General features: G+C 62.6%; 13 protein-coding genes and 1 riboswitch. Of the genes, 6 read left to right on the top strand and 7 right to left on the bottom strand.

The window, feature by feature from the left end:
* Window positions 1–202: 202 nt before the first annotated feature.
* The 5 genes from ACOWVD_RS15700 to ACOWVD_RS15720 all read left to right on the top strand — a co-directional run bounded on the left by ACOWVD_RS15700 (window position 203) and on the right by ACOWVD_RS15720 (window position 11,729).
* Window positions 203–2,011, top strand: a complete 1,809-nt coding sequence (locus tag ACOWVD_RS15700; RefSeq protein ID WP_049204312.1) for a cation:proton antiporter — start codon at window positions 203–205, stop codon at window positions 2,009–2,011.
* Between the two features lie 52 nt (window positions 2,012–2,063).
* A riboswitch (Lysine riboswitch) is annotated at window positions 2,064–2,258 on the top strand.
* Window positions 2,259–2,365: 107 nt separating this feature from the next.
* Window positions 2,366–3,733: a lysine-sensitive aspartokinase 3 gene (gene lysC, locus ACOWVD_RS15705; protein ID WP_004936686.1), complete on the top strand. Its 1,368-nt coding sequence runs from the start codon at window positions 2,366–2,368 to the stop codon at window positions 3,731–3,733.
* 144 nt (window positions 3,734–3,877) lie between these two features.
* A complete protein-coding gene (panS, locus tag ACOWVD_RS15710) occupies window positions 3,878–4,795 on the top strand; it encodes a ketopantoate/pantoate/pantothenate transporter PanS (protein WP_044030318.1) in 918 nt (305 codons plus the stop codon).
* Window positions 4,796–5,180: 385 nt separating this feature from the next.
* A complete protein-coding gene (locus ACOWVD_RS15715) occupies window positions 5,181–6,860 on the top strand; it encodes a ShlB/FhaC/HecB family hemolysin secretion/activation protein (RefSeq protein WP_004936682.1) in 1,680 nt (559 codons plus the stop codon).
* A gap of 45 nt (window positions 6,861–6,905) precedes the next feature.
* Window positions 6,906–11,729, top strand: coding sequence for a hemagglutinin repeat-containing protein (locus tag ACOWVD_RS15720; RefSeq protein WP_421105656.1), 4,824 nt, complete (start codon window positions 6,906–6,908; stop codon window positions 11,727–11,729).
* A gap of 47 nt (window positions 11,730–11,776) precedes the next feature.
* Here ACOWVD_RS15720 and ACOWVD_RS15725 read toward each other — a convergent pair whose 3' ends face one another.
* The 6 genes from ACOWVD_RS15725 to ACOWVD_RS15750 all read right to left on the bottom strand — a co-directional run bounded on the left by ACOWVD_RS15725 (window position 11,777) and on the right by ACOWVD_RS15750 (window position 18,158).
* Window positions 11,777–13,426, bottom strand: coding sequence for a Na/Pi cotransporter family protein (locus tag ACOWVD_RS15725; RefSeq protein ID WP_004936675.1), 1,650 nt, complete (start codon window positions 13,424–13,426; stop codon window positions 11,777–11,779).
* A gap of 207 nt (window positions 13,427–13,633) precedes the next feature.
* Window positions 13,634–14,626, bottom strand: coding sequence for an ABC transporter ATP-binding protein (locus tag ACOWVD_RS15730; RefSeq protein ID WP_197798923.1), 993 nt, complete (start codon window positions 14,624–14,626; stop codon window positions 13,634–13,636).
* Between the two features lie 4 nt (window positions 14,627–14,630).
* Entirely contained in the window at window positions 14,631–15,416 is a 786-nt protein-coding gene (locus ACOWVD_RS15735) for an ABC transporter permease (RefSeq protein WP_015379246.1), read from the bottom strand.
* Window positions 15,417–15,433: 17 nt separating this feature from the next.
* Window positions 15,434–16,279, bottom strand: a complete 846-nt coding sequence (locus ACOWVD_RS15740) for an ABC transporter permease (RefSeq protein ID WP_197798924.1) — start codon at window positions 16,277–16,279, stop codon at window positions 15,434–15,436.
* On the bottom strand, window positions 16,276–17,085 hold the full coding sequence (locus ACOWVD_RS15745; protein WP_049189129.1) for an alkaline phosphatase family protein: 810 nt from the start codon (window positions 17,083–17,085) through the stop codon (window positions 16,276–16,278). Before ACOWVD_RS15745 ends, ACOWVD_RS15740 begins: the two co-directional genes overlap by 4 nt.
* Before the next feature lie 11 nt (window positions 17,086–17,096).
* Window positions 17,097–18,158: an ABC transporter substrate-binding protein gene (locus ACOWVD_RS15750; protein ID WP_004936660.1), complete on the bottom strand. Its 1,062-nt coding sequence runs from the start codon at window positions 18,156–18,158 to the stop codon at window positions 17,097–17,099.
* 190 nt (window positions 18,159–18,348) lie between these two features.
* On the opposite strand from ACOWVD_RS15750, the gene ACOWVD_RS15755 reads away from it, so the two are divergent.
* Window positions 18,349–19,059 (top strand): UTRA domain-containing protein, encoded by a 711-nt coding sequence (locus tag ACOWVD_RS15755; protein ID WP_004936656.1) that lies wholly within the window; start codon window positions 18,349–18,351, stop codon window positions 19,057–19,059.
* A 38-nt stretch (window positions 19,060–19,097) separates the two neighbouring features.
* Here the strand turns inward: ACOWVD_RS15755 and metH are convergent, their stop codons facing one another.
* The gene (gene metH, locus ACOWVD_RS15760; protein ID WP_421105657.1) at window positions 19,098–22,793 is read right to left on the bottom strand and encodes a methionine synthase; all 3,696 of its coding nucleotides are present in this window, start codon (window positions 22,791–22,793) and stop codon (window positions 19,098–19,100) included.
* Window positions 22,794–22,898: the final 105 nt, after the last annotated feature.

A 22,898-nucleotide genomic window follows, 5' to 3' on the forward strand; every position in this document is an offset into this window, starting at 1 on the left:
GCTTGAGAATAAAAATGACGCGTTTGTCCGATTGTAGCCTGTTCGACTGTGATTATGATCTCTTTTCTTGCGATAGGCGCTAACTGTCAACGCATTGCCGCCTCGTTTCAGCTTTCACTCTATACTTTTGGCTAACGGCCTGTTATCGGGATTGCCGAATTGTCATCATCGCTTATTTCGTCATTTGAAAGGGATCTCGCTTATGGAATTATCCGCCCCGCTCATGTTGGTGCTTATCGGCCTGGCGTCGCTGCTGGCGCAGTGGCTGGCCTGGTTGCTGCGCCTGCCGGCCATCTTGCCGCTGCTGCTGTTCGGCATCGTGCTCGGCCCGACGGTGCATCTGGTGCAGCCGGATCTGCTGTTCGGCGATCTGCTGTTTCCGCTGGTGTCGCTGTCGGTGGCGATCATCCTGTTCGAAGGGGCGCTGACGCTGCGCTTCGAGGAGATACGCGGCCTCGGCGGCGTGGTGCGCAACCTGGTCACCGTCGGCATGCTGGTCACCTTTCTGGTCATCAGCCTCGCCAGCTGGTGGCTGCTGGATTTCCCGCCGGAGCTGGCGGCGCTGATCGGCGCGGTGACGGTGGTGACCGGGCCGACGGTGATCGCCCCGCTGATGCGCGTGGTGCGGCCGAACGCCAACATTAACCAGGTGTTGCGCTGGGAAGGGATCGTCATCGATCCGGTCGGCGCCATCTTCACCCTGTTGGTGTTCGAGTTTATCGTGCTGAAGCAGAATGCGGAGTCCTATACCCACCTGTTTTGGACGCTGGGCGTGACCGCCGCCGTCGGGCTTATCGCCGGCGCGCTGTTCGGCTACCTGCTCGGCCTGGCGCTGCGCCGCGTTTGGCTGCCGCGCTACCTGCAGAACCTGGCGGTGCTGGCTATTATGCTGACCGCCTTCGGCGTGTCCAACGCCATCGCCGACGAATCCGGCCTGCTGACCGTCACGGTGATGGGCATCTGGCTGGCCAACATGCGCGACGTGGACACCAGCGATATTCTGGCGTTTAAAGAGGAGCTGTCGGCGATCCTGATCTCGGCGCTGTTCATCATTCTGGCGGCGCGGCTCGACATCCAGGCACTGTGGAACATGGGCTGGCCGTTGCTCCTGCTGCTGCTGGCGGTGCAGTTCATCGCCCGGCCGCTGTGCATCGCGGTGTCGACCTGGCGCTCTTCCCTGCACTGGCGCGATCGGCTGCTGCTGTGCTGGATCGCCCCGCGCGGCATCGTGGCCGCGGCGGTCAGCTCGCTGTTCGCGCTGACGCTGCAGCGCAGCGGCTATCAGGGCGCCGACCGGCTGGTGACCGTGGTGTTCGCCATCATCATCGGCACCGTGGTGTTGCAAAGCCTGACCAGCGGCATGATGGCGCGCTGGCTGCGGGTGCAGCAGCAGAAACCGCGCGGCGTGCTGATCGTCGGCGCCAACAGCGTGGCGCGCATGCTGGCGCAGGCGCTGATCAAGCTGAACGTGCCGGTGATCGTCACCGACAGCAGCTGGGAATACTACCGTCAGGCGCGCATGGACGGCATTCCGGCCTACTATGGCCACGCCTACTCCGAACACGCCGAGAACTACCTCGATCTGAGCAATATCGCCCAGGTGCTGGCGCTGTCGCCCAATCGCCACCAGAACGCGCTGGCGGTCTACCACTTCGGCCATCTCTTCGGCGAAGATCACGTGTTCGCCATCCGTTCGGGGGCGCCGTTGAAAGGACGCGGCGCCAGCGCGGAAAGTTCGCGTTTCCGCCGGCATGAAATTTTATTTAATCAGGAAGCCACCTACGGCCGCCTGAGCAGCCTGCTCGCCAGAGGGGCCGCCATCAAAGCGACCAAATTGAACGAAAATTTCGGTTGGCTGGAGTATTTGGAGAAACATCAGGGCGTTATTCCGCTATTCAGCCAAAAGGAAGACGGTTCTCTGCAACCGATTGGCGCCGGTTCCACGCCCGCGATGCCCTGTACGCTTATCGCGCTGGTGCAAGATGAAAATCCCTCACCGTCTGTACGTTGACAGAATGGCGATAACCGGCTATTCCTAACAGCCTACTTGCGCACCCGGTGCGCAAGCCAGAAGAGGCGCGTCGCCCAGGTAGAGTGTCAGAGGAGCCGTTTCTCCGTTGACGGCACCCGAGGGGGAGCGACGCCGAGGTAGGGTAATGGCCGGCCATTATCGTATCGACTACAGGGGCTGAATCCCCTGGGTTGTCACCAGGGGATCGCCCGCAGGGCGATCGACAAGGTGGGGCGCTTCTGGGTGTATCGTAGCCTGACCTCTACGCCTGCCCCCTGTTTACCGCTCTCCCCTTGTGCCAAGGCTATGGAATTACAGTGCCCCAAACGGGCATCCCTGACACGAGGTTTCTAGATGAACCAAGCAGCACCCCAGAATTCCACCGTGGTAGCCAAGTTCGGCGGCACCAGCGTCGCCGACTTTGAAGCCATGAACCGCAGCGCCGACGTCGTGCTGGCCAACCCGCAGGTCCGCCTGGTGGTGTTGTCCGCTTCGGCGGGCGTCACCAACCTGTTGGTCGCCCTGGCCGAGGGTTGCGAGGCCGACAAGCGCAATTACCAGCTTGATGAAATCCGGCGTATCCAATACGCCATCCTCGATCGCCTCGCGGCGCCGGCGGTGATCCGCGACGAAATAGACCGCCTGCTGGAAAACATCGCCATGCTGTCGGAAGCCGCGTCGCTGGCCACCTCGACGGCGTTGACCGACGAACTGGTCAGCCATGGGGAGCTGATGTCCACCCTGCTGTTCGTTGAAATCCTGCGCGCCCGCAACGTGCAGGCCGAATGGTTCGACGTGCGCAAAGTGATGCGCACCGACGATCACTTCGGCCGCGCCGTGCCGGACAGCGCCGCGCTCAGCGAACTGGCCCGGGCGCAGTTGCAGCCGCGCCTGCAGGAAGCGCTGGTGGTCACCCAAGGCTTTATCGGCAGCGAGCCGAAGGGCCGCACCACCACGCTCGGCCGCGGCGGCAGCGACTATACCGCCGCGCTGCTCGGCGAAGCGCTCGGCGTCGGCCGGGTGGATATCTGGACCGACGTGCCGGGCATCTACACCACCGATCCGCGCGTGGTGCCGGCGGCCAAGCGCATCGACAAAATCGGTTTCGAAGAGGCGGCGGAAATGGCCACCTTCGGCGCTAAAGTGCTGCATCCGGCCACCCTGTTGCCGGCGGTGCGCAGCGATATTCCGGTGTTCGTCGGCTCCAGCAAGGATCCGGCGGCCGGCGGCACGCTAGTGTGCAACACCACCGAGAACCCGCCGCTGTTCCGCGCGCTGGCGCTGCGCCGCAAGCAAACGCTGCTGACGCTGCACAGCCTGAACATGCTGCACGCACGCGGTTTCCTGGCCGAGGTGTTCAACATCCTGGCGCGCCATAATGTCTCCGTCGATCTGATCACCACTTCGGAAGTCAGCATCGCGCTGACCATGGACACCACCGGCGCCACCTCCGTCGGCGGCAGCCTGCTGACCACCTCACTGCTGACCGAACTGTCGTCGCTGTGCCGGGTGGAAGTGGAAGAAAACCTGGCGCTGGTGGCGATCATCGGCAACCAGCTGTCGCGCGCCTGCGGCGTGGGCAAAGAGGTGTTCGGCGTGCTCGATCCGTTCAATATCCGCCTGATCTGCTACGGCGCCAGCAGCTATAACCTGTGCTTCCTGGTGCCGGGCGAAGAAGCCGAGCAGGTGGTGCGTACCCTGCATCACAACCTGTTCGAATAAGTCATTATCCCTGATTGCGGGCGCAGCATGCTGCGCCCCTGCGTCTAAAAAATCCGTTCAAAACCTGCAGGGGTTCAGCATGTTGAGCCCGCAATAAAAACACAACCACATCCACCGTTCTCAATCTGGCTAAGGAAAACCTGCATGCTGGCACTACTCACGCGCTTATTCCCCCTCTGGGCGATACTGCTGTCCGTCGCCGCGTATTACACGCCGACCACCTTTACCGGTATCGGCCCCTACGTCAGCCCGCTGCTGATGCTGATCATGTTCGCCATGGGCGTCACGCTGCGGCTCGACGACTTCAAACGCGTGCTGGCGCGCCCCGGCCCGGTGGCGGCAGGCATCTTCCTGCATTATCTGATCATGCCGCTGGCAGCCTGGATCCTGGCGATGCTGTTCCGCATGCCGCCGGATCTGTCCGCCGGCATGGTGCTGGTGGGCAGCGTGGCCAGCGGCACCGCCTCCAACGTGATGATCTATCTGGCCAAGGGTGACGTGGCGCTGTCGGTGACCATCTCGGCGGTCTCGACGCTGGTGGGGGTGTTCGCCACGCCGCTGCTGACCCGTCTATACGTCGACGCCGAGATCAGCGTCGATATCATGGGCATGCTGTTGAGCATTCTGCAGATTGTGGTGATCCCGATCGGCCTGGGCCTGATCGTCCACCATACCCTGACCAAGGCAGTGAAACGCATCGAGCCACTGTTGCCGGCGTTGTCGATGGTGTGCATTCTGGCGATCATCAGCGCGGTGGTGGCGGGCAGCCAAAGCCATATCGCTTCGGTCGGTCTGGTCGTTATCATCGCGGTGATCCTGCACAACGGCATCGGTCTGCTGAGCGGCTATTGGGGCGGCAAATTGTTCGGCTTCGACGAGTCCACCTGCCGCACGCTGGCGATCGAAGTGGGCATGCAGAACTCCGGGTTGGCGGCCACGCTGGGCAAAATCTACTTCTCGCCGCTGGCCGCGCTGCCAGGCGCGCTGTTCTCGGTCTGGCACAACCTCTCCGGTTCACTGCTGGCGGGTTATTGGTCCGGCCGCCCTATCAAGAAGAAATAAACCGCCTGTAGGGACGCAAACAATTGCGTCCCTTTTCTTTCCTGCGAAATTTCGTATTTCCCACTGGTCGGATTGTCATAATTCACCTCATCCCCTATCATCCGTGAAAAATAAAAATTCAGATTCTTCCTATCCGTGCCGATAATGTTGACAAGAGGAAGAGACGCTCCACTTTTTTTAATTAATTAAGTCACCAGGGTTGCCCGCCATAAAAGAAGCAGCCTAATTATTATTTAGATATATACCCACCGTCTTATTTGCTGCGGCAAATCAAGATACCTCGCAATGTGCATGTCGCTCATTATTTCGGGCCGGCCGTCGGCCGCCCGTGGTTAACCTCATGGATTGGGCTGGCTGCCCCGGCGGCCTCTCAGAATGGATTACAATGATAAAAAAAATCACCGCCTTGACACTGCTGGTCAGCACGGCCCTTTCCGCCGAAACCCTGCCGGACTCCCACATGATGATGGACATGTCGATGGGGGAATCACGGCGCGCGTTGCAAGACAGCACGCGTGAAGTCAACCAGTTGATTGAGCAACGCCGCTACCAGCAGCTGAAGCAACAGCGCCTGCTGGCGGAACCGGAACCAGCCGCGCCCGCACTGCCGCAGTCCGCGCAGTGCCTGCCGATCGCCGGCGTTTATCTGCAGGGAGTCACCCTACTCTCGCCGGCCGATTTGTCGGCCCTGAGCGCGCTGCCGGAACAGTGCATCAGCAGCAACGATATCAATCGCCTGACCCGTGAATTAACGCGCCTTTATGTGCAAAAGGGCTATATCACCGCGCGCGTGCAAATTGTTCGCCCTAATTCACAAGGAGAATTGGGGTTAAGCGTGACGGAAGGATTTATCGAGAAAATAGAAGGCGGCGATCGCTGGGTCAACAGCCGTTTATTATTTCCGGGGCTGGAAGGCAAGCCGTTGAAATTAACCGAGCTCGATCAGGGATTGGATCAGGCCAACCGTTTGCAATCAAATACCACCAAGCTGGATATATTGCCCGGCCGCCAGGTTGGCGGTTCGGTTATTCGTTTGCGCAATCAGCATGCCAAGCCCTGGCTGATTACCGCCGGCACGGATAATTACGGCCAAAAAAGCACCGGCCGGTGGCTGGCGCGCGCCACTGCCACGTTGGACAGCCCGTTTGGCCTGTCGGACTTTGTCAGCCTGAACGCCAACAGCACGCTGGAAAACCCGGCTCACCGCTATAATCGCGCCTACACCCTGCTCTATTCGCTGCCGTACGGCGCGTTCACCTTCAGCGGGTTCGCCAGCTTCTCGTCCTATGAAAACCACCAGCAGCTGCCGCACAACGTGGTCAAACTGCACGGCCAGACCCAACAGTACGGGCTGCGCAGCGACTACGTGTTTTATCGCGATCACGATCAGATAGACAGCCTGAGCGGCCAGCTGACCTACAAGCGCATCGACAACTACTTCGAAAGCGTGCGCCTTGAGGTCAGCAGCCCAACGCTGACCCTGGCCGAACTGAGCGCCAGTCACCTGCAAATTCTGCCCAATGGCGTGTTCAGCGCCAACCTCAGCGTCGAGCAGGGGATGCCGTGGCTGGGGGCCGGCCGCCACCCGAGTTCGGTGCACCTCGACAGCCAGTTCACCAAAGGCAAGCTGTTCGCCAACCTCAGCCAGCGCCTCCAGCTGGGTGACGCCACCTATCAGCTCAACAATCTGTTCTATGGCCAGTACAGCCGCGACCCGCTGCCCGGCGTGGAGTGGCTGAGCCTCACCGATCGCAGCGCCGTGCGCGGCTTCAGCCGCAGCACCCAGTCCGGCGACAACGGCTGGTATCTGCAAAATACGCTGTCCCGCAGTTTCAATCTGGGTGCCACCACGCTGACGCCGCGCCTCGGCGCCGACGTTGGCCGCATTCTGCCGCGTCAGGACAACTCGGGCTGGCGCAGCAGCGCCGGTATAAGCACCGGCGCCACGTTACGTTACCGCCAGGCGCTGGTCGATCTCGAGGTCAGCCGCGGCTGGATTTTGTCTAACCACGCTACGCCGGAAGATCCCGTTCAGGTGTTGGCCCGCTTTTCTTACACCTTTTAATCAACAGTTTTGCAGGACCCCACGGCAATATACGGAGATACATGGATGAAAAATAATAACTTCAGACTTTCGGCGGCAGGCAAACTGGCCGCCGCGCTGGCGATTATTCTCGCCGCTTCCGCCGGCGCCTACGCCGCAGAGATCGTTGCGGCCAACGGCGCCAACGGCCCCGGCGTCTCCACCGCCGCCACCGGCGCGCAGGTGGTCGATATCGTCGCGCCGAACGGCAACGGGCTGTCGCACAACCAATATCAGGACTTCAACGTCAACCAGCCCGGCGCGGTGCTGAACAACTCCCGCGAGGCGGGACTGTCGCAGCTGGCCGGCCAACTGGGCGCCAACCCCAATCTGGGCGGGCGCGAAGCCAGCGTGATCCTCAACGAAGTGATCGGCCGTAACCCGTCTCTGCTGCATGGCCAGCAAGAGATCTTCGGCATGGCGGCCGACTACGTGCTGGCCAACCCGAACGGCATCAGCTGTCAGGGCTGCGGATTCATCAATACCAGCCATTCCTCACTGGTGGTCGGCAACCCGCTGGTGGAAAACGGCGTGCTGCAGGGTTACAGCACCTTCGGCAACCGCAACACTCTGAGCCTCAATGGCACCCTGAACGCCGGCGGCGTACTGGATCTGATCGCACCGAAGATCGACAGCCGCGGCGAAGTGATCGTACAAGATTTCAAACATTCGAATGGTAAAGTGACCTCGGCGACGATCAACGCCATCAGCGGCCTTAACCGGGTAGCGCGCGACGGCACGGTGCAGGCCAGCCAACAGATGCCGACCGCGCTGGACAGCTACTACCTCGGCAGCATGCAGGCCGGGCGCATCAACATCATCAACACCGCGCAGGGCAGCGGCGTGAAGCTGGCCGGCTCGTTGAACGCCGGCGATGAACTCAAGGTGAAAGCCTATGATATCCGCAGCGAAAGCCGCGTCGACGACGCCAGCAGCAACAAAAACGGCGGTGATAACTATCAAAATTACCGTGGCGGCATCTACGTCAACGATCGCAGCAGCAGCCAGAAGCTGACCCGCACCGAGCTGAAAGGCAAGAACATCAGCCTGGTGGCGGATAATCATGCGCACCTCACCGCCACCGATATCCGCGGCGAAGACATTACGCTGCAGGGCGGTAAGCTGACGCTCGACGGCCAGCAGCTGAAGCAGACGCAAGGCCATACCGACGATCGCTGGTTCTACTCCTGGCAATATGACGTTACCCGCGAACGCGAGCAGCTGCAGCAGGCGGGCAGCACCGTCGCCGCCAACGGCAGCGCCAAACTCATCAGCACCCAGGAAGACGTGAAGCTGCTGGGCGCCAATGTCAGCGCCGAGCGTGCGCTGAGCGTCAAAGCGGCGCGCGACGTACACCTTGCCGGGCTGGTGGAGAAGGATAAATCCAGCGAGCGCGGCTACCAGCGCAACCACACCTCCAGCCTGCGCACCGGCAGATGGAGCAGCAGCGACGAAAGCGAAAGCCTGAAGGCCAGCGAACTGCGCAGCCAGGGTGAACTGACGTTGAAAGCCGGTCGCAATGTCTCGACTCAGGGCGCCAATATCCATGCCCAGCGCGATCTGACGATCGATGCAGACAGCCAGATCCAGGTCGGGGTGCAGAAAACCGCCAACGCCAAAGCGGTACGCGATGACAAAACCTCCTGGGGCGGCATCGGCGGCGGCGACAACAAAAACAACAGCAATCGCCGCGAGATCAGCCACGCTTCCGAGCTGACCAGCGGCGGCACCCTGCGCCTGAACGGCCAGCAAGGCGTCACCATTACCGGCAGCAAGGCGCGCGGCCAGAAAGGCGGCGAAGTCACCGCCACCCACGGCGGCCTGCGCATCGACAACGCGCTGAGCACCACCGTGGACAAAATCGACGCGCGCACCGGCACCGCTTTCAACATCACCAGCAGTTCGCACAAGGCCGACAACAGCTACCAGAGCAGCACCGCCAGCGAGCTGAAGTCCGACACCAACCTGACGCTGGTCAGCCACAAGGATGCCGACGTGATCGGCAGCCAGGTCGCCAGCGGCGGTGAGCTGAGCGTCGAGTCGAAGACCGGCAACATCAACGTCAAGGCGGCCGAGCGGCAGCAGAACATCGACGAGCAGAAGACCGCGCTCACCGTTAACGGCTACGCCAAAGAAGCCGGTGACAAGCAGTACCGCGCCGGTTTGCGCATCGAGCACACCCGCGACAGCGAGAAAACCACCCGCACCGAGAAGAGCGCCTCAAGCCTTAGCGGCGGCAGCGTGAAGCTCAAGGCGGAGAAGGACGTGACCTTCAGCGGTTCTCAATTGGTCGCCGACAAAGGCGACGCCAGCGTCAGCGGCAACAAGGTTTCGTTCCTGGCGGCCGACGATAAAACGGTCTCAAACACCGAGCAAACCAAGATCGGCGGCGGTTTCTATTACACCGGCGGCATCGACAAACTCGGCAGCGGCGTGGAAGCCGGCTACGAGAACAGCAAAACCCAGACGCAAAGCAGCAAGACGATCACCTCCGGCAGCGACGTCAAAGGCAACCTGACGATCAACGCCCGCGACAAGCTGACCCAGCAAGGCGCGCAGCACAGCGTCGGCGGCGCCTATCAAGAAAACGCCGCCGGCGTCGATCACCTTGCCGCTGCCGACACCGCCAGCACCACCACCACCAAAACCGACGTCGGCGTGAACATCGGCGCCAACGTCGATTACAGCGCCGTGACCCGTCCGGTCGAGCGCGCGGTCGGCAAGGCAGCCAAGCTGGACGCTACCGGCGTTATCAACGACATCGGCGGCATCGGCGCGCCTAACGTCGGCCTGGATATCGGCGCACAGGGCGGCAACAGCGAAAAACACAGCAGCAGCTCGCAGGCGGTGGTCAGCTCGGTGAAAGCCGGCAGCATCGACATCAATGCCAAAGGCGAAGTGCGCGATCAGGGCACGCAGTACCAGGCGAGCAAAGGCGCGGTTAACCTGACGGCGGACAGCCACCGCAGCGAAGCCGCGGCAAACCGTCAGGACGAGCAGAGCCGCGACACCCGCGGCAGCGCCGGCGTGCGCGTCTACACCACCACCGGCAGCGATCTGACCGTGGACGCCAAGGGCGAAGGCGGCACCCAGCGCAGCAACAGCAGCGCCAGCCAGGCGGTGGCCGGCTCGATCGACGCGGCCAACGGCATCAACGTCAACGTGAAAAAAGACGCGGTCTATCAGGGTACCGCGCTGAACGGCGGCAGCGGTAAAACCGCCGTCAACGCCGGCGGCGATATCCGCTTCGATCAGGCCAGCGACAAACAGAGCGAGAACCACAGCGGCTTTAACGTCAAAGCGTCCGCCAAAGGTGGCTTCACCGCCGACAGCAAAAACTTCGGCGCCGGTTTCGGCGGCGGCACCAACAACGGTGAAAGCAGCAGCAGCACGGCGCAGGTCGGCAACGTCAGCGGCCAGGGCGTGGAGCTGAAGGCGGGCCGCGATCTGACGCTGCAGGGCACCAACGTCAAGAGCCAGGGCGACGTCAGCCTGAACGCGGGCAACAAGGTCGCGCTGCAGGCGGCGGAATCGACCCAAACGCGTAAGGAAAGCAAGCTGTCCGGCAATATCGATCTGGGCGCCGGCAGCAGCGACAGCAAGGAAAAAACCGGCGGCAGCCTCTCCGCCGGCGGCGCGTTCGACATCGCCAAGGTCAATGAGACCGCGACCGAGCGCCAGGGTGCTACTATCGCCTCAGACGGCAAGGTCACCCTGTCCGCCAACGGCAAAGGCGATGACGCGCTGCATCTGCAGGGCGCCAAGGTCAGCGGCGGCAACGCCGCGCTCGAAGCGAAAAACGGCGGCATCCTGCTGGAATCCGCCAAGAACGAGCAGCATAAGGACAACTGGAATCTGGGCATCAAAGCCAACGCCAGAGGCGGTCAAACCTTCAACAAGGACGCCGGCGGCAAGGTCGATCCGAACACCGGCAAAGACACCCACACGCTGGGCGCAGGTCTGAAAGTCGGCGTGGAGCAGCAGGATAAAACCACCCACGCCAACACCGGCATCACCGCGGGCGACGTGGCGCTCAACAGCGGCAAAGACACCCGCCTTGCCGGCGCGCGCGTCGACGCCGACAGCGTACAGGGCAAGGTGGGCGGCGATCTGCGCGTTGAAAGCCGCAAAGACATCGAGACAGGCTTGAAGGTGGATGTGGATGCCGGTCTGAGCCACAGCAACGATCCGGGCAGCAGCATCACCTCCAAGCTGTCGAAGGTCGGCACGCCGCGCTACGCCGGTAAAGTGAAAGAGAAACTGGAAGCCGGGGTGAACAAAGTGGCCGACGCCACCACCGACAAGTACAACAGCGTGGCGCGTCGCCTCGATCCGCAGCAGGATACCACCGGTGCAGTCAGCTTCAGCAAGGCTGACGGCAAAGTCACGCTGCCGGAAACGCCGGCCGGCGAAAAACCGCAGGGCCCACTGTGGGATCGCGGCGCACGCACCGTCGGCGGCGCGGTAAAAGACAGCATCACCGGGCCGGCGGGTCGCCAGGGGCAGCTCAAGGTCAATGCCGACGTGGTGAACAACAATGCGGTTGGCGAGCAATCGGCGATTGCCGGTAAGCACGGCGTGGCGCTGCAGGTCGGCGGCCAAACCCAACTGACCGGCGGCGAAATCCGCAGCCAGCAGGGCAAGGTGGAACTGGGCGGTAGCCAGGTCAGCCAGCAGGACGTCAGCGGCCAGCGCTATCAGGGCGGCGGCCGCGTCGATGCGGCGGCCACGGTAGGTGGACTGTTAGGCGGCGCGGCGAAGCAAAGCGTCGACGGCAACGTGCCGTTCGCCAGCGGCCATGCCTCAACTCAGCAGGCGGACGCCAAAGCCGGCGTGTTCAGCGGCAAATAACGCGCCTCCCCTACGCAACGCCCCCGGTTAAAACCGGGGGCGTTTTTTTACAGCGTGCTCGGGGTGTCTTCCCAGTCGCGATCGTCGTCTTTCGCATCCTGATCCAACACGTTGTAGGCCACGGCGCAAAACAGCGAGTTCAGGCGCTTCATGTCTCCCAACAATCCCAAATGCAGCGAACTGGTCTCGATGCTCTGCACGTTTTGCTGATGCAAACGATCGACGTGCGCGTGCGCGTAGCGGCGATCCAGAATGCGGAAGCGGTGCTTGGAACGGCGCAGGCGTTTGGCGCTGGTGACGTCGCCGGACAGGAACACCGACAGCCCCAGACGCAGGTTGCCGATCAGCCGTTCGTGCAACCCGTCCAGTTCCGCCAATCCTTCCGCCGAGAAGGCGCGGCGCGCGGCGTGCGATTTGGCGCCCACGTCGCCGGCCATGCGCTCGATGATGTCGCCCGCCTGTTCCAGGTTGAGCGCCATTTCGATGATTTCCGCCCAGCGGCGCGAATCTTCCTCGCCCAGATCTTCCTTCTGGATCTGCGCCAGATACAGCTTGATGGCGGTGTACAGCACGTCGACGTCATCGTCGAGTCGCCGCACCTCTTTATCCACACCTTGCTTACCGTGCAGCACTTCGCGCTGCAGGATCATCATGTGTTCCACCACGTCGCCCATGCGCAGCGTTTCGCGCGCCGCGTTGGCCAGCGCCAGCGTCGGCGTATCCAGCGCGCTGGCGTCCAGATGACGCGGCCGCATGCGCGGGTCGTCGGCCGCCACGTCGACGATCAGCCGTTCGCACAGCGTCGCCATCGGCCCGGCCAGCGGGATCATCACCAGACAACGGATCAGGTTGTAGAACACGTGGAAATAGATCACCAGCTCTTCGCTGCCGCCCGGCAGCTGAGCCATCACATCCGCCAGATAGGAGACGAAGGGCAACACCAGGATGCAGCCCACCAATTTGAACAGCAGGCTGCCGAGCGCCACGCGCCGCCCGGCGGCGTTCTGGCCGCTGGCGTTGATCATCGCCAGCAGGCCGCTGCCGAGGTTGGCGCCGATCACCAGACAGAGCGCCACCTTCAGCGAAATCACGCCGGTGGCGGTCAGGGTGGCGGTCAGCAGCACCGCGGCCAGGCTGGAATAGCTGACGATGGCGAACAGCGCGCCGGTCAGGGCGTCCAGCATCACATCGCCGGTCAGCGACGAGAACAGCACTTTCACCCCTGCCGCCTGGGTGATCGGCGTGGCGGCGGCCACGATCAGTTCCAGCGCCAGCACGATCAGCCCCAGACCGATCAGAACGCGTCCGATCTGGCCGATCCGCATCTGTTTGCGGCTGAGGAACAGGAAGACGCCGACCAGGATCAGCAGCGGCGACAGCCAGGAAAGATCGAAGGTCAACACGCGCGCCATCAGCGCGGTGCCGACGTCGGCGCCGAGCATGATCACCAGCGCAGGCGCCAGCCCCACCAGCCCCTGCGCGACGAAAGAGGTCACCAGCAGCGCGGTGGCGTTGCTGCTTTGCACCAGCGCGGTCACGCCGATGCCGGAAACGAACGCCAGCGGTTTTTTCTCAACGCTGTCGCTCAACACGCGCCGCAGATTGGCGCCGTAAACCCGCATGATCCCGGTACGCACGATGTGGGTTCCCCACACCAACAGCGCCACGGACGAAAGCAGGTGAAGAAGGGTCAGCACGGAAGATACGCTCCATTAACGCCCGGCCAAAGGAGGCTGATACCCGATGCCTGTCACGCGAAGCACAGAGGCGAGCCAAAGGATGACGGGTACAGCGCGCGGTCCCGCCTGCCGGGCGTGGGTCTGGCAGGACAGCGGGCGGGCGGCAGACCGCAGAAGAGAAGGGTTAAGGCGGCGGTGGGAGAGCCCCGGCGCCGCGCTGCGAAGTCATGCAACTTCCCGCAATACAACAGGTTCCAAGTGTAGCCCAATTTCCGCGCCGTCGGGCCGCAGATCGGCCACCGAACGGTTGAGCACGTCAACCAGCAACTCTACCTCGCGAACCTGAATCCGATAGCGTACCACATTCCCGAGCAAACTGTGGCCAAGGATCACCCCGCCGATCCCCTGTCCGGCCGGCAACAGCCCGATAGACTCTGGGCGGATCGCCACCTTGCCGGCATAGCTGCGCCCGGTCAGCCGGCCGGCCTGTTCGGCGCTCAGCAGGTTATAGTTGCCGATAAAACCGGCGGCGAAGGCGTCCGCCGGCTGGGTATACAGGGTTTCCGCATCACCGCTCTGCACGATCTGCCCCTTGTTCATCAGGACGATGCGATCCGACAGGGTCAGCGCCTCTTCCTGATCGTGGGTGACGAAGATCGCTGTCAGGTTCAGCTCGCGTTGAATGCGCCGGATCTGCTCGCGCAGATGTTTGCGGATGCGCGCGTCCAGCGCCGACAGCGGTTCGTCGAGCAGCAGCAGACGCGGGCGCGTGACCAGCGATCGCGCCAGCGCCACGCGCTGACACTGGCCGCCCGACAGCTGATGCGGATAGCGCTTCGCCAGATCGCTCAGCTCCACCAGCGCCAGCACCTCCTGCACCCGCTGGCCGATCTGCCCGGCCGCCAGCTTCTGCATTTTCAGGCCGAAGGCCACGTTGCCTTCCACCGTCATATTGGGAAACAGCGCATAGCTTTGGAACACCATGCCGATGCCGCGCTTTTGCGGCGCCAGCGGCACCAGATCCTGGCCCTGCAGTAAAATTTGCCCGCTGTCGACCGGAGTCAGGCCGGCCAGACAGCGCAACAGCGTCGACTTGCCGCAGCCGCTTGGCCCGAGCAGGGTGACGAACTCCCCCTCTTCGGCGGTGAAATAGATATCCTGAAACACCTGGGTTTGGCCATAGTGTTTGTTCAGGCGGGTGACGTTGAGATAAGCCATCGGGTTAACCCTTGTTTTTATTCAGCAGGTTCGCCAGCCAGGTGACGAGCAGCACCACGGCGAAATAGGAGATGACCAGCGCGCTGGTGAAATGCCCGCTGCCGTTGCGCATGTTGAACAGATAGACCTGCAGCGTTTCATACTGGCTGCCCACCAGCAGGTTGGCGAACACGAACTCGCCGATCAGGAACGAGAACGACAGCAACACGGCGATCGTTCCGCCCTTGCGCAAATTTGGCAGCACCACCCACAGCGCCGCCCGCCAGGTACTGGCGCCGAGCAAGTGCGCGGCGTCCATCAGATCGCGCAGGTTGATCGCCTGCATGTTGTTGCTGATGGCGCGGTAGATAAACGGCAGCGCGATGGTGAAATAGCAACCCACCAAAATCCAGGGGGTGCCGAGCAGCGGCAGCGGATCGGCGGCGAACAGTTGCATCAGCCCCACCGCCGACACCACCGGCGGCACGGCGAACGGCAGCAGAATCAGCACGTTCATCACCGCGTCCAGCTTGGGGAAGTAGTAAGCGATCACAAACATCGCCGGCAGGATCACCACCACCGACAGCAGCAGCGTGCCGAAGCAGATCAGCAGCGAGTGCCACAGCGCCTGCAAAAAGCGCGGATCGCTCCACAGCGCCGTCAGCCACTTCAGGGTAAAACCGTCCGGCAAAATGGTGGCGCCCCACTGGGTAGCCAGCGCGTAAATCAGCGTCGCCGCCAGCGGCAGCAGCAGGATCAACAGCAGCAGGCCGGTCACCGTGCGGTGGTACAAGCGTTCAACACGCGACATGAGCATTCTCCAGCCGGTTATGAGCGCGCATTGAGGTAGCTCCTGCGCAGCATCCATTGGTGGATCACCGTGATAAACGCCATCATCACCACCAGCAGCATCGCCAGCGCGCTGGCCAGGTTCGGATCGAGGGAGATGTCCCCCGCCACCAGCGCCGAGATGCGGATCGGGATCACGTTGAAGTTGCCGGTGGTCAGCGCATACACCGTGGCGTAGGCGCCGAGCGCGTTGGCCAGCAGGATGACGAAGGTGCCCATCAGCGCCGGCGCCAGCACCGGCAGGCCGATATGCCGCCAGTAGCGCCAGGGGCCGGCACCGAGCAGCGCCGCCGATTCGCGCCAGTCGGCGCGCAGCGCGTCGAATGCCGGATACAGCAGCAGCACCCCGAGCGGGATCTGGAAGTAGGTATACAGCACGATCAGGCCGCTCTTCGAATAGAGGTTGAAGCTCTCCATCAGGCCGTATTTGCGCAGCAGCAACGTCAGGCAACCGTTCAGCCCCAGCAGAATGACGAAGGCGAACGCCAGCGGCACCCCGGCGAAGTTGCTGGTCATGTTGGTGAACGACATCACGAAGTCATGAAACCGCGTCTGGCCGAGCTGGCGCAGTGAGTAACTGCCAACTAACGCGATCAGCAAGCCGTAGACGCTCGACCACAGCGAGATCTCCAGCGAGAACTGAAACGCCTGCAGGTAGAACGGCGAAGTGAGGATATCGACATAGTTTCCCCAGCCCCAGCCGCTGGTCTCGCTGAAAAAGCTGTGAATGGCGATCCACACCAGCGGGGCGAGCTGAAACGCGCCGAACAGCACGATAAACGGCAGCAGGCACAGTGCGGCGATCCATTTGGTTTTGCTGTTCATCGCGCATCCTGCGCCAGCAACGCCCGGCAGCGCGGCTTGTCGTGCGGCGCCTGCAGCAGATCGCAGATCGTGCCGCACAGCTCGGTTTGCTGCGGATCGGCGTCGTCCAGGCTGAAGCCCGCGCCGAACACGAACAGCGGCACCTGGCGCTCTTCCGGCAACACCCCGCCGTGGCTGCGATCGTCGTTCATGCCGTGGTCGGCGGTAACCAGCACCTGATAACCGGCCGCCAGCCACTCGGGCAGGTAGCGCGACAACGAGCCGTCGGCGCGCCGCGCCGCGTTGCGGTACTGCGGCGAAGAGAGGCCGAAGCGGTGCCCGGCGTCGTCGATGTTCATCGGATGGATCAGCAAGAAGTCCGGCTGATGACGCTGGCGCAGGCTTTCGGCGTCGTCGAAAAGATGGCTGTCGGGATAGCCGTCGTCGTAATAGAAATGGCCGTGCTGGATCGGCAGCTCGGGGGCGTCGGTATGGCGGTCGCGCGCGGCGTCGAACGGCGTGCGGTTATACAATTCGCTGAACCAATGATACGCGGCGGCGGCGGTGGTCAGCCCGGCGGCGCGCGCGTAATGAAACACGCTTTGTTGATGAGAAAGGCGCGAGACGTGGTTATGCACCACGCCGCTCTCCACCGGCGTGATGCCGGTGAGGATGCATTCATACAGCGGCCGGGAGAGCGAGGGCAACTCGCTCTCCAGCAGGTACAACCGCCCGCGTCCCGCCGCGCATTCGGCCTGCAGATAACCCATGGCGTCGTGCGCCACCCGGTAGTTGAGGCCGTCCAGCAGCACGAGGATCGTTTTCATGGTGCGTTAACTCACTGCTGCATAAACATAATGACGTTTTCCTGCCACAGGCGCGGCAGCGCTTTGGCGCTCTGTTCCCAGGCCGCCGGATCGGCGATCGGGTGCGCGTTCTTGTACTGCTCGGCCGGCAGCAGCTTGGCCTTGACGTCGTCCGGCAGCGTCAGATGTTCGGCGCGGATCGGGCGGGCATAGCCGCGCGCCAGGTTGATCTGACCGGCGTCGGAGAAGATGTATTCGCGCGCCAGCTTGGCGGCATTCGGGTGCTTGGCGTATTTGTTGATGATGGTGGTGTAGCCGGAAGTGATCGAACCGTCCGACGGGATCAGCACTTCAAAGCGGGTTTTGTCGATCTGATCGCGGTAGTTCAGGCCGTTAAAGTCCCATACCACGCCAACCTGCACTTCCCCCTTCTCCAGCGACGCGATCACCGGGTTACTCAGGCTCAGGCGGCCGGCCTTGGCCAGCTTGCCGAAGAATTCCAGGCCCGGCTTGAGGTTTTTCTCGTTGCCGCCCATCGCGTAAGTGGCCGCCAGCACGCCGCTGGCCGCCTGCGACGCGGTGCCGACGTCGCCGATGGTGACCTGATAGCTGCCCTTGAGCAGATCGGCCCAGCTGTGCGGGATGTCTTTCACCTGCTGCTTGTTGATGATGAAGGCGATGGTGCCGGTGTAAGCCAGCGCCCAGTGGCCATCTTTGTCTTTCGCCCAATCCGGCACCTGATCCCAGGTGGAGGGTTTGTACGGCTGCGTTACACCCTTCTGCACCGCCACCGGGCCGAAGGCCGCGCCGACGTCACCGATGTCCGCCGTGGCGTTGTTCTTTTCCGCATCGAATTTGGCGATCTCCTGCGCAGAGCTCATGTCGGTATCGACATGCTTCAGGCCGTATTTGCTCAACAGATCTTGCCAGGTGCCTTTCCAGTTGGCCCAGCTGTCCGGCATGCCGACGCTGTTGACTTCGCCTTCTTTTTTAGCGGCCTGCTCCAGCGCCGCCAGATCGGTATCCGCGGCCCAGCTCATCTGGCTGGATAACACGATGGCACTGGTTAACACAGAAGCGCACAAACGTTTCATAACTGATGCTCCAGGTGGTAGTGTGGGGATGGCTGGACTAGTCCAGCAAGGACCAAACCAATCTAACGGACGAATGTGATAATTATATGTCAGCTTAAAAAAGCGACAGTTTTATCACCCATTGCAACGGCGAAAACGCGACGCTGGTCTACCTTAAAGGCCAAACGCACTGAAACGGGACACCCGCTGTATGAGTGAAGCACCGACGACCGTCGCCACCATCTGCCAAACGCTGCACGCCCGCATCACCGCCGGCGAATTCGCCGTGGGTGGCAAGCTGCCCTCCGAGCGCGCCCTGAGCGAACAGTTCGCGACCACCCGCATTACCCTGCAGGAGGCGCTCGGCCAGTTGGAGGCGCAGGGCGTCATTTACCGCCAGGTGCGGCGCGGCTGGTTTATCTCGCCGCCACGTCTGATCTATAACCCGTTGCAGCGCAGCCATTTTCACGCCATGGCGCAGCAACAGGGGCGCGCCGCCCATACCGAAGCGATCGACAGTGCGGTCGTCACGCTTGACGCGCCGCTGGCCGGCCGCCTGGCGCTGCCCTCCGGCGCCGAGGCCTATCGCATTCGCCGGCTGCGCTACATCGACGGGCGCGCGGTGCTGTACTGCGAGCACTACCTCAATCCGGCCTATTTCCCCGGCATTCTGGACGAAGACCTGACCCAGTCGCTAACCGCGCTGTACGCCGCACGCTACGGCATTCACTACGGCCGGGTACGTTTCGATATGCTGCCCACCCTGCTGCCACAACAGGCCGCCGCCATGCTGAAGGTGACCTACGGCAGCCCGGCGCTGTTCATTACGCGGGTGAATCGCGATCAGCACGACAGGGTGATCGATTGCGACCTGGAGTATTGGCGGTACGACGCGCTGCACATCGATGTGGAAGCGCTGTAAATGACAAGGGCGCATCGCTGCGCCCTTAAAGAGGAAGGTCAGTCGGCGTCGTAGCCGAGGTTTGGCGCCAGCCAGCGCTCGACCTCGCTCACGCTCATCCCTTTACGCGCCGCGTAGTCTTCCACCTGATCGCGCTGGATCTGCGCCACCGCGAAGTACTTGCTCTCGGGGTGACTGAAGTACCAGCCGGACACCGCCGCCCCCGGCCACATGGCGAAGGACTCCGTCAGTTCCATACCGGTGTGGCGGTTGACGTCCAGCAGCTGCCAGATGGTCGCTTTTTCGGTGTGCTCCGGGCAGGCCGGGTAGCCCGGCGCCGGCCGGATGCCCTGATAGTTTTCGCGGATCAGTTCTTCGTTGCTCAGGTTCTCGTCGGCGGCATAACCCCAGTGCAACTTGCGCACCTGTTCGTGCAGGTATTCGGCGAAAGCCTCCGCCAGACGATCCGCCAGCGCCTTGACCATGATTTTGTTGTAATCGTCGTGCTGTGCGTCGTACGCCGCCGCCAGCGCGTCCTCCTCCAGCCCGCCGGTCACCGCGAAGGCACCGAAGTAGTCGGCCTTGCCGCTGTTTTTCGGTGCCACGAAGTCCGCCAGGCAGTAGTTCGGGAAGTCGGTTTTTTCCGTCTGCTGGCGCAGATGGCGGCTCACCGCCAGCACCTCGCCGCGCTGTTCGTCGCGGTACACTACCACGTCGTCGCCGACGCGGTTGGCCGGGAACAGGCCGTAAACGCCGCGCGGGTTGAGGCTGCGCTCAGCGGCCAGCCGATCCAGCATCTGATTGGCGTCGTGGAACAGGCGCTTGGCCTCTTCCCCCACCACCTCGTCTTCCAGGATGCGCGGGTATTTGCCCGCCAGCGACCAGGTCATGAAGAACGGCGTCCAGTCGATATAATGGCGCAGCGTCTCGATGCCGGCCGACACCGGGAATACGCCAAGCTGCCGCGGCGCCGGCGGCTGATAGTCGGCCCAGTCCAGCGCCATGGCATTGGCGCGCGCCTTGTGCAAATCGACCGGCGGCGTGCGCGGCTTTTTGCGCGCGTGCTGAATGCGCACCGTTTCATACTCTTTGCGGGTGCGCGCCACAAACTCGTCGCGCTGGGTGGCGGACAGCAGCGCCGACACCACGCCCACGGTGCGCGAGGCGTTTTGCACGTAGGTGGTCGGGCCGCTGTAGTTCTGCTCGATTTTCACCGCGGTGTGCGCCTTGGAGGTGGTGGCGCCGCCGATCAGCAGCGGCAGCGTAAAGCCCTGGCGCTCCATCTCTTTGGCCACGTTGACCATCTCGTCGAGCGACGGCGTGATCAGCCCCGACAGGCCGATGATGTCGACGTTCTCCTCGCGCGCGGTGCGCAGGATTTTCTCCGTCGGCACCATCACGCCAAGATCGACGATTTCATAGTTGTTGCACTGCAGCACCACGCCGACGATGTTCTTGCCGATGTCGTGCACGTCGCCCTTCACCGTCGCCAGCAGGATTTTCCCCGCGGAGGTGCCCTGCTGCTTGCTGGCCTCGATGTACGGTTCCAGGTAGGCCACCGCCTGCTTCATCACGCGGGCGGATTTCACCACCTGCGGCAGGAACATCTTGCCCTCGCCGAACAGATCGCCGACCACGTTCATCCCCGCCATCAGCGGCCCTTCAATCACTTCGATCGGCCGTTCGGCCTGCTGCCGCGCCTCTTCGGTGTCCAACTCGATAAACTCGGTGATGCCCTTCACCAGCGAATACTCCAGCCGCTTTTCCACCGGCCAACCGCGCCACTCCGCCTGCTGCACCGCCGCTTCGCCGTCTTTGCTGCCGCGGTACTTTTCCGCCAGCTCCAGCAGGCGTTCGGTGCCGTCCTCGCAACGGTTGAGGATCACGTCCTCTACCGCCTCGCGCAGCTCGCCAGACAGATCGTCGTAAATCGCCAGCTGCCCGGCGTTGACGATGCCCATGTCCATGCCATTGCGAATGGCGTGATACAGGAACACCGCGTGGATCGCTTCACGCACCGGATCGTTGCCGCGGAACGAGAACGACACGTTGGACACGCCGCCGGAGATCATCGCGTGCGGCAGGTGGGTTTTGATGTCGGCGCAGGCTTCGATAAAGTCGACGGCGTAGTTGTTGTGCTCTTCGATGCCGGTGGCGACGGCGAAGATGTTCGGGTCGAAAATGATGTCTTCCGGCGGGAAACCGACGCGTTCGGTCAAAATTTTATAGGCGCGGCGACAGATCTCGAACTTGCGCTCGCGGGTGTCCGCCTGGCCCACTTCGTCGAACGCCATCACCACCACCGCGGCGCCATAGCGGCGCACCAGCCGGGCGTGGTGGATAAAGGCCTCTTCGCCCTCCTTCATCGAGATCGAGTTGACGATGCCCTTGCCCTGAATGCATTTCAGGCCTTTCTCGATAACGGACCACTTGGAGGAGTCGATCATGATCGGCACCCGGGCGATATCCGGCTCGCCGGCGATCAGGTTGAGGAAACGCACCATCGCCGCTTCGGCGTCGAGCATCCCCTCGTCCATGTTGATATCGATGATCTGCGCGCCGCTCTCCACCTGCTGGCGCGCCACGTCGAGCGCCTCGTTGTATTTCTCTTCTTTGATCAAGCGTTTGAAACGTGCCGAACCGGTGACGTTGGTGCGCTCGCCGACGTTAACGAACAGGGTGTTGGCGTCGATGGTCAGCGGTTCCAGACCGGCCAGGCGGCAGGCGACCGGGAGCTCCGGCAGCCGGCGCGGCGGCACGCCCTCGACCGCCTTGGCCATCGCGGCGATATGTTCCGGCGTGGTGCCGCAGCAGCCGCCGATGATATTGAGGAAGCCGGCCTGCGCCCACTCCCCGACCTGACGCGCCATCTCGGCCGCATCCAGATCGTACTCGCCGAAGGCGTTCGGCAAACCGGCGTTCGGGTGCGCGGTGACGTAGGTCTCCGAGATGCGCGCCAGCTCGGCGACGTACTGACGCAGCTCATCCGGCCCCAGGGCGCAGTTCAGGCCGAAGGTCAGCGGCTTGACGTGGCGCAGCGAATTGTAAAACGCTTCGGTGGTCTGGCCGGACAGGGTGCGGCCGGAGGCGTCGGTGATGGTGCCGGAAATCATGATCGGCAGTTCCACCCCCAGCGCTTCGAATTCGGTTTCCACCGCAAAAGCGGCGGCCTTGGCGTTGAGGGTGTCGAAGATGGTCTCGATCATGATCAGATCGACGCCGCCTTCCACCAGCGCGCGGGTCGATTCGCGGTAAGCCGCCACCAGTTCATCGAACGAGATGTTGCGGAACGCCGGATCGTTGACGTTCGGCGAGATGGACGCGGTGCGGTTGGTCGGCCCCAACACCCCGGCGACGTAGCGCGGTTTTTCCGGCGTGCGCGCCGTCCATTCGTCGGCGCAGGCGCGCGCAAGGCAGGCGGCCTGATAGTTAATCTCGGCGGACAGCGACTCCATATGGTAGTCGGCCATGGCGATAGAGGTGGAGTTGAAGGTATTGGTCTCAAGGATATCGGCGCCCGCCTCGAGGTAGGCGTAATGAATGGCGGTGATCACTTCCGGCTTGGTCAGCACCAGCAGATCGTTATTGCCTTTCAGATCGCTGCGCCAGTCGGCGAAACGCTCACCGCGGAAATCGCGCTCATCCAGACGGTAGCTCTGGATCATGGTGCCCATGCCGCCGTCCAACACCAAAATGCGCTGCGCTAACTGGCGGCGCAGTTGTTCTACTCGATTCGTCACTGTAACCCCTTCCATTGCCATCCAGCCCATTGCTCAACTGCCGCAAACACCAACGAGTCATCCTAGCACAGCTTGTAAGGACAAAGGGCCAGGCGACAATTGAGAGTTTTTCAGGTTGTG

Origin of the sequence: Serratia sp. SA088 (genome assembly GCF_049065515.1) — a bacterium.
GTDB lineage: Bacteria > Pseudomonadota > Gammaproteobacteria > Enterobacterales > Enterobacteriaceae > Serratia > Serratia nematodiphila.

Coding starts and splice junctions, on each gene's coding strand:
- ACOWVD_RS15740 (WP_197798924.1), bottom strand. CDS start 16,279: ATGAACAGCAAAACCAAATGGATCGCCGCACTGTGCCTGCTGCCGTTT.
- ACOWVD_RS15715 (WP_004936682.1), top strand. CDS start 5,181: ATGATAAAAAAAATCACCGCCTTGACACTGCTGGTCAGCACGGCCCTT.
- ACOWVD_RS15750 (WP_004936660.1), bottom strand. CDS start 18,158: ATGAAACGTTTGTGCGCTTCTGTGTTAACCAGTGCCATCGTGTTATCC.
- ACOWVD_RS15755 (WP_004936656.1), top strand. CDS start 18,349: ATGAGTGAAGCACCGACGACCGTCGCCACCATCTGCCAAACGCTGCAC.
- ACOWVD_RS15745 (WP_049189129.1), bottom strand. CDS start 17,085: ATGAAAACGATCCTCGTGCTGCTGGACGGCCTCAACTACCGGGTGGCG.
- ACOWVD_RS15730 (WP_197798923.1), bottom strand. CDS start 14,626: ATGGCTTATCTCAACGTCACCCGCCTGAACAAACACTATGGCCAAACC.
- lysC (WP_004936686.1), top strand. CDS start 2,366: ATGAACCAAGCAGCACCCCAGAATTCCACCGTGGTAGCCAAGTTCGGC.
- ACOWVD_RS15735 (WP_015379246.1), bottom strand. CDS start 15,416: ATGTCGCGTGTTGAACGCTTGTACCACCGCACGGTGACCGGCCTGCTG.
- panS (WP_044030318.1), top strand. CDS start 3,878: ATGCTGGCACTACTCACGCGCTTATTCCCCCTCTGGGCGATACTGCTG.
- ACOWVD_RS15700 (WP_049204312.1), top strand. CDS start 203: ATGGAATTATCCGCCCCGCTCATGTTGGTGCTTATCGGCCTGGCGTCG.
- ACOWVD_RS15720 (WP_421105656.1), top strand. CDS start 6,906: ATGAAAAATAATAACTTCAGACTTTCGGCGGCAGGCAAACTGGCCGCC.
- metH (WP_421105657.1), bottom strand. CDS start 22,793: ATGGAAGGGGTTACAGTGACGAATCGAGTAGAACAACTGCGCCGCCAG.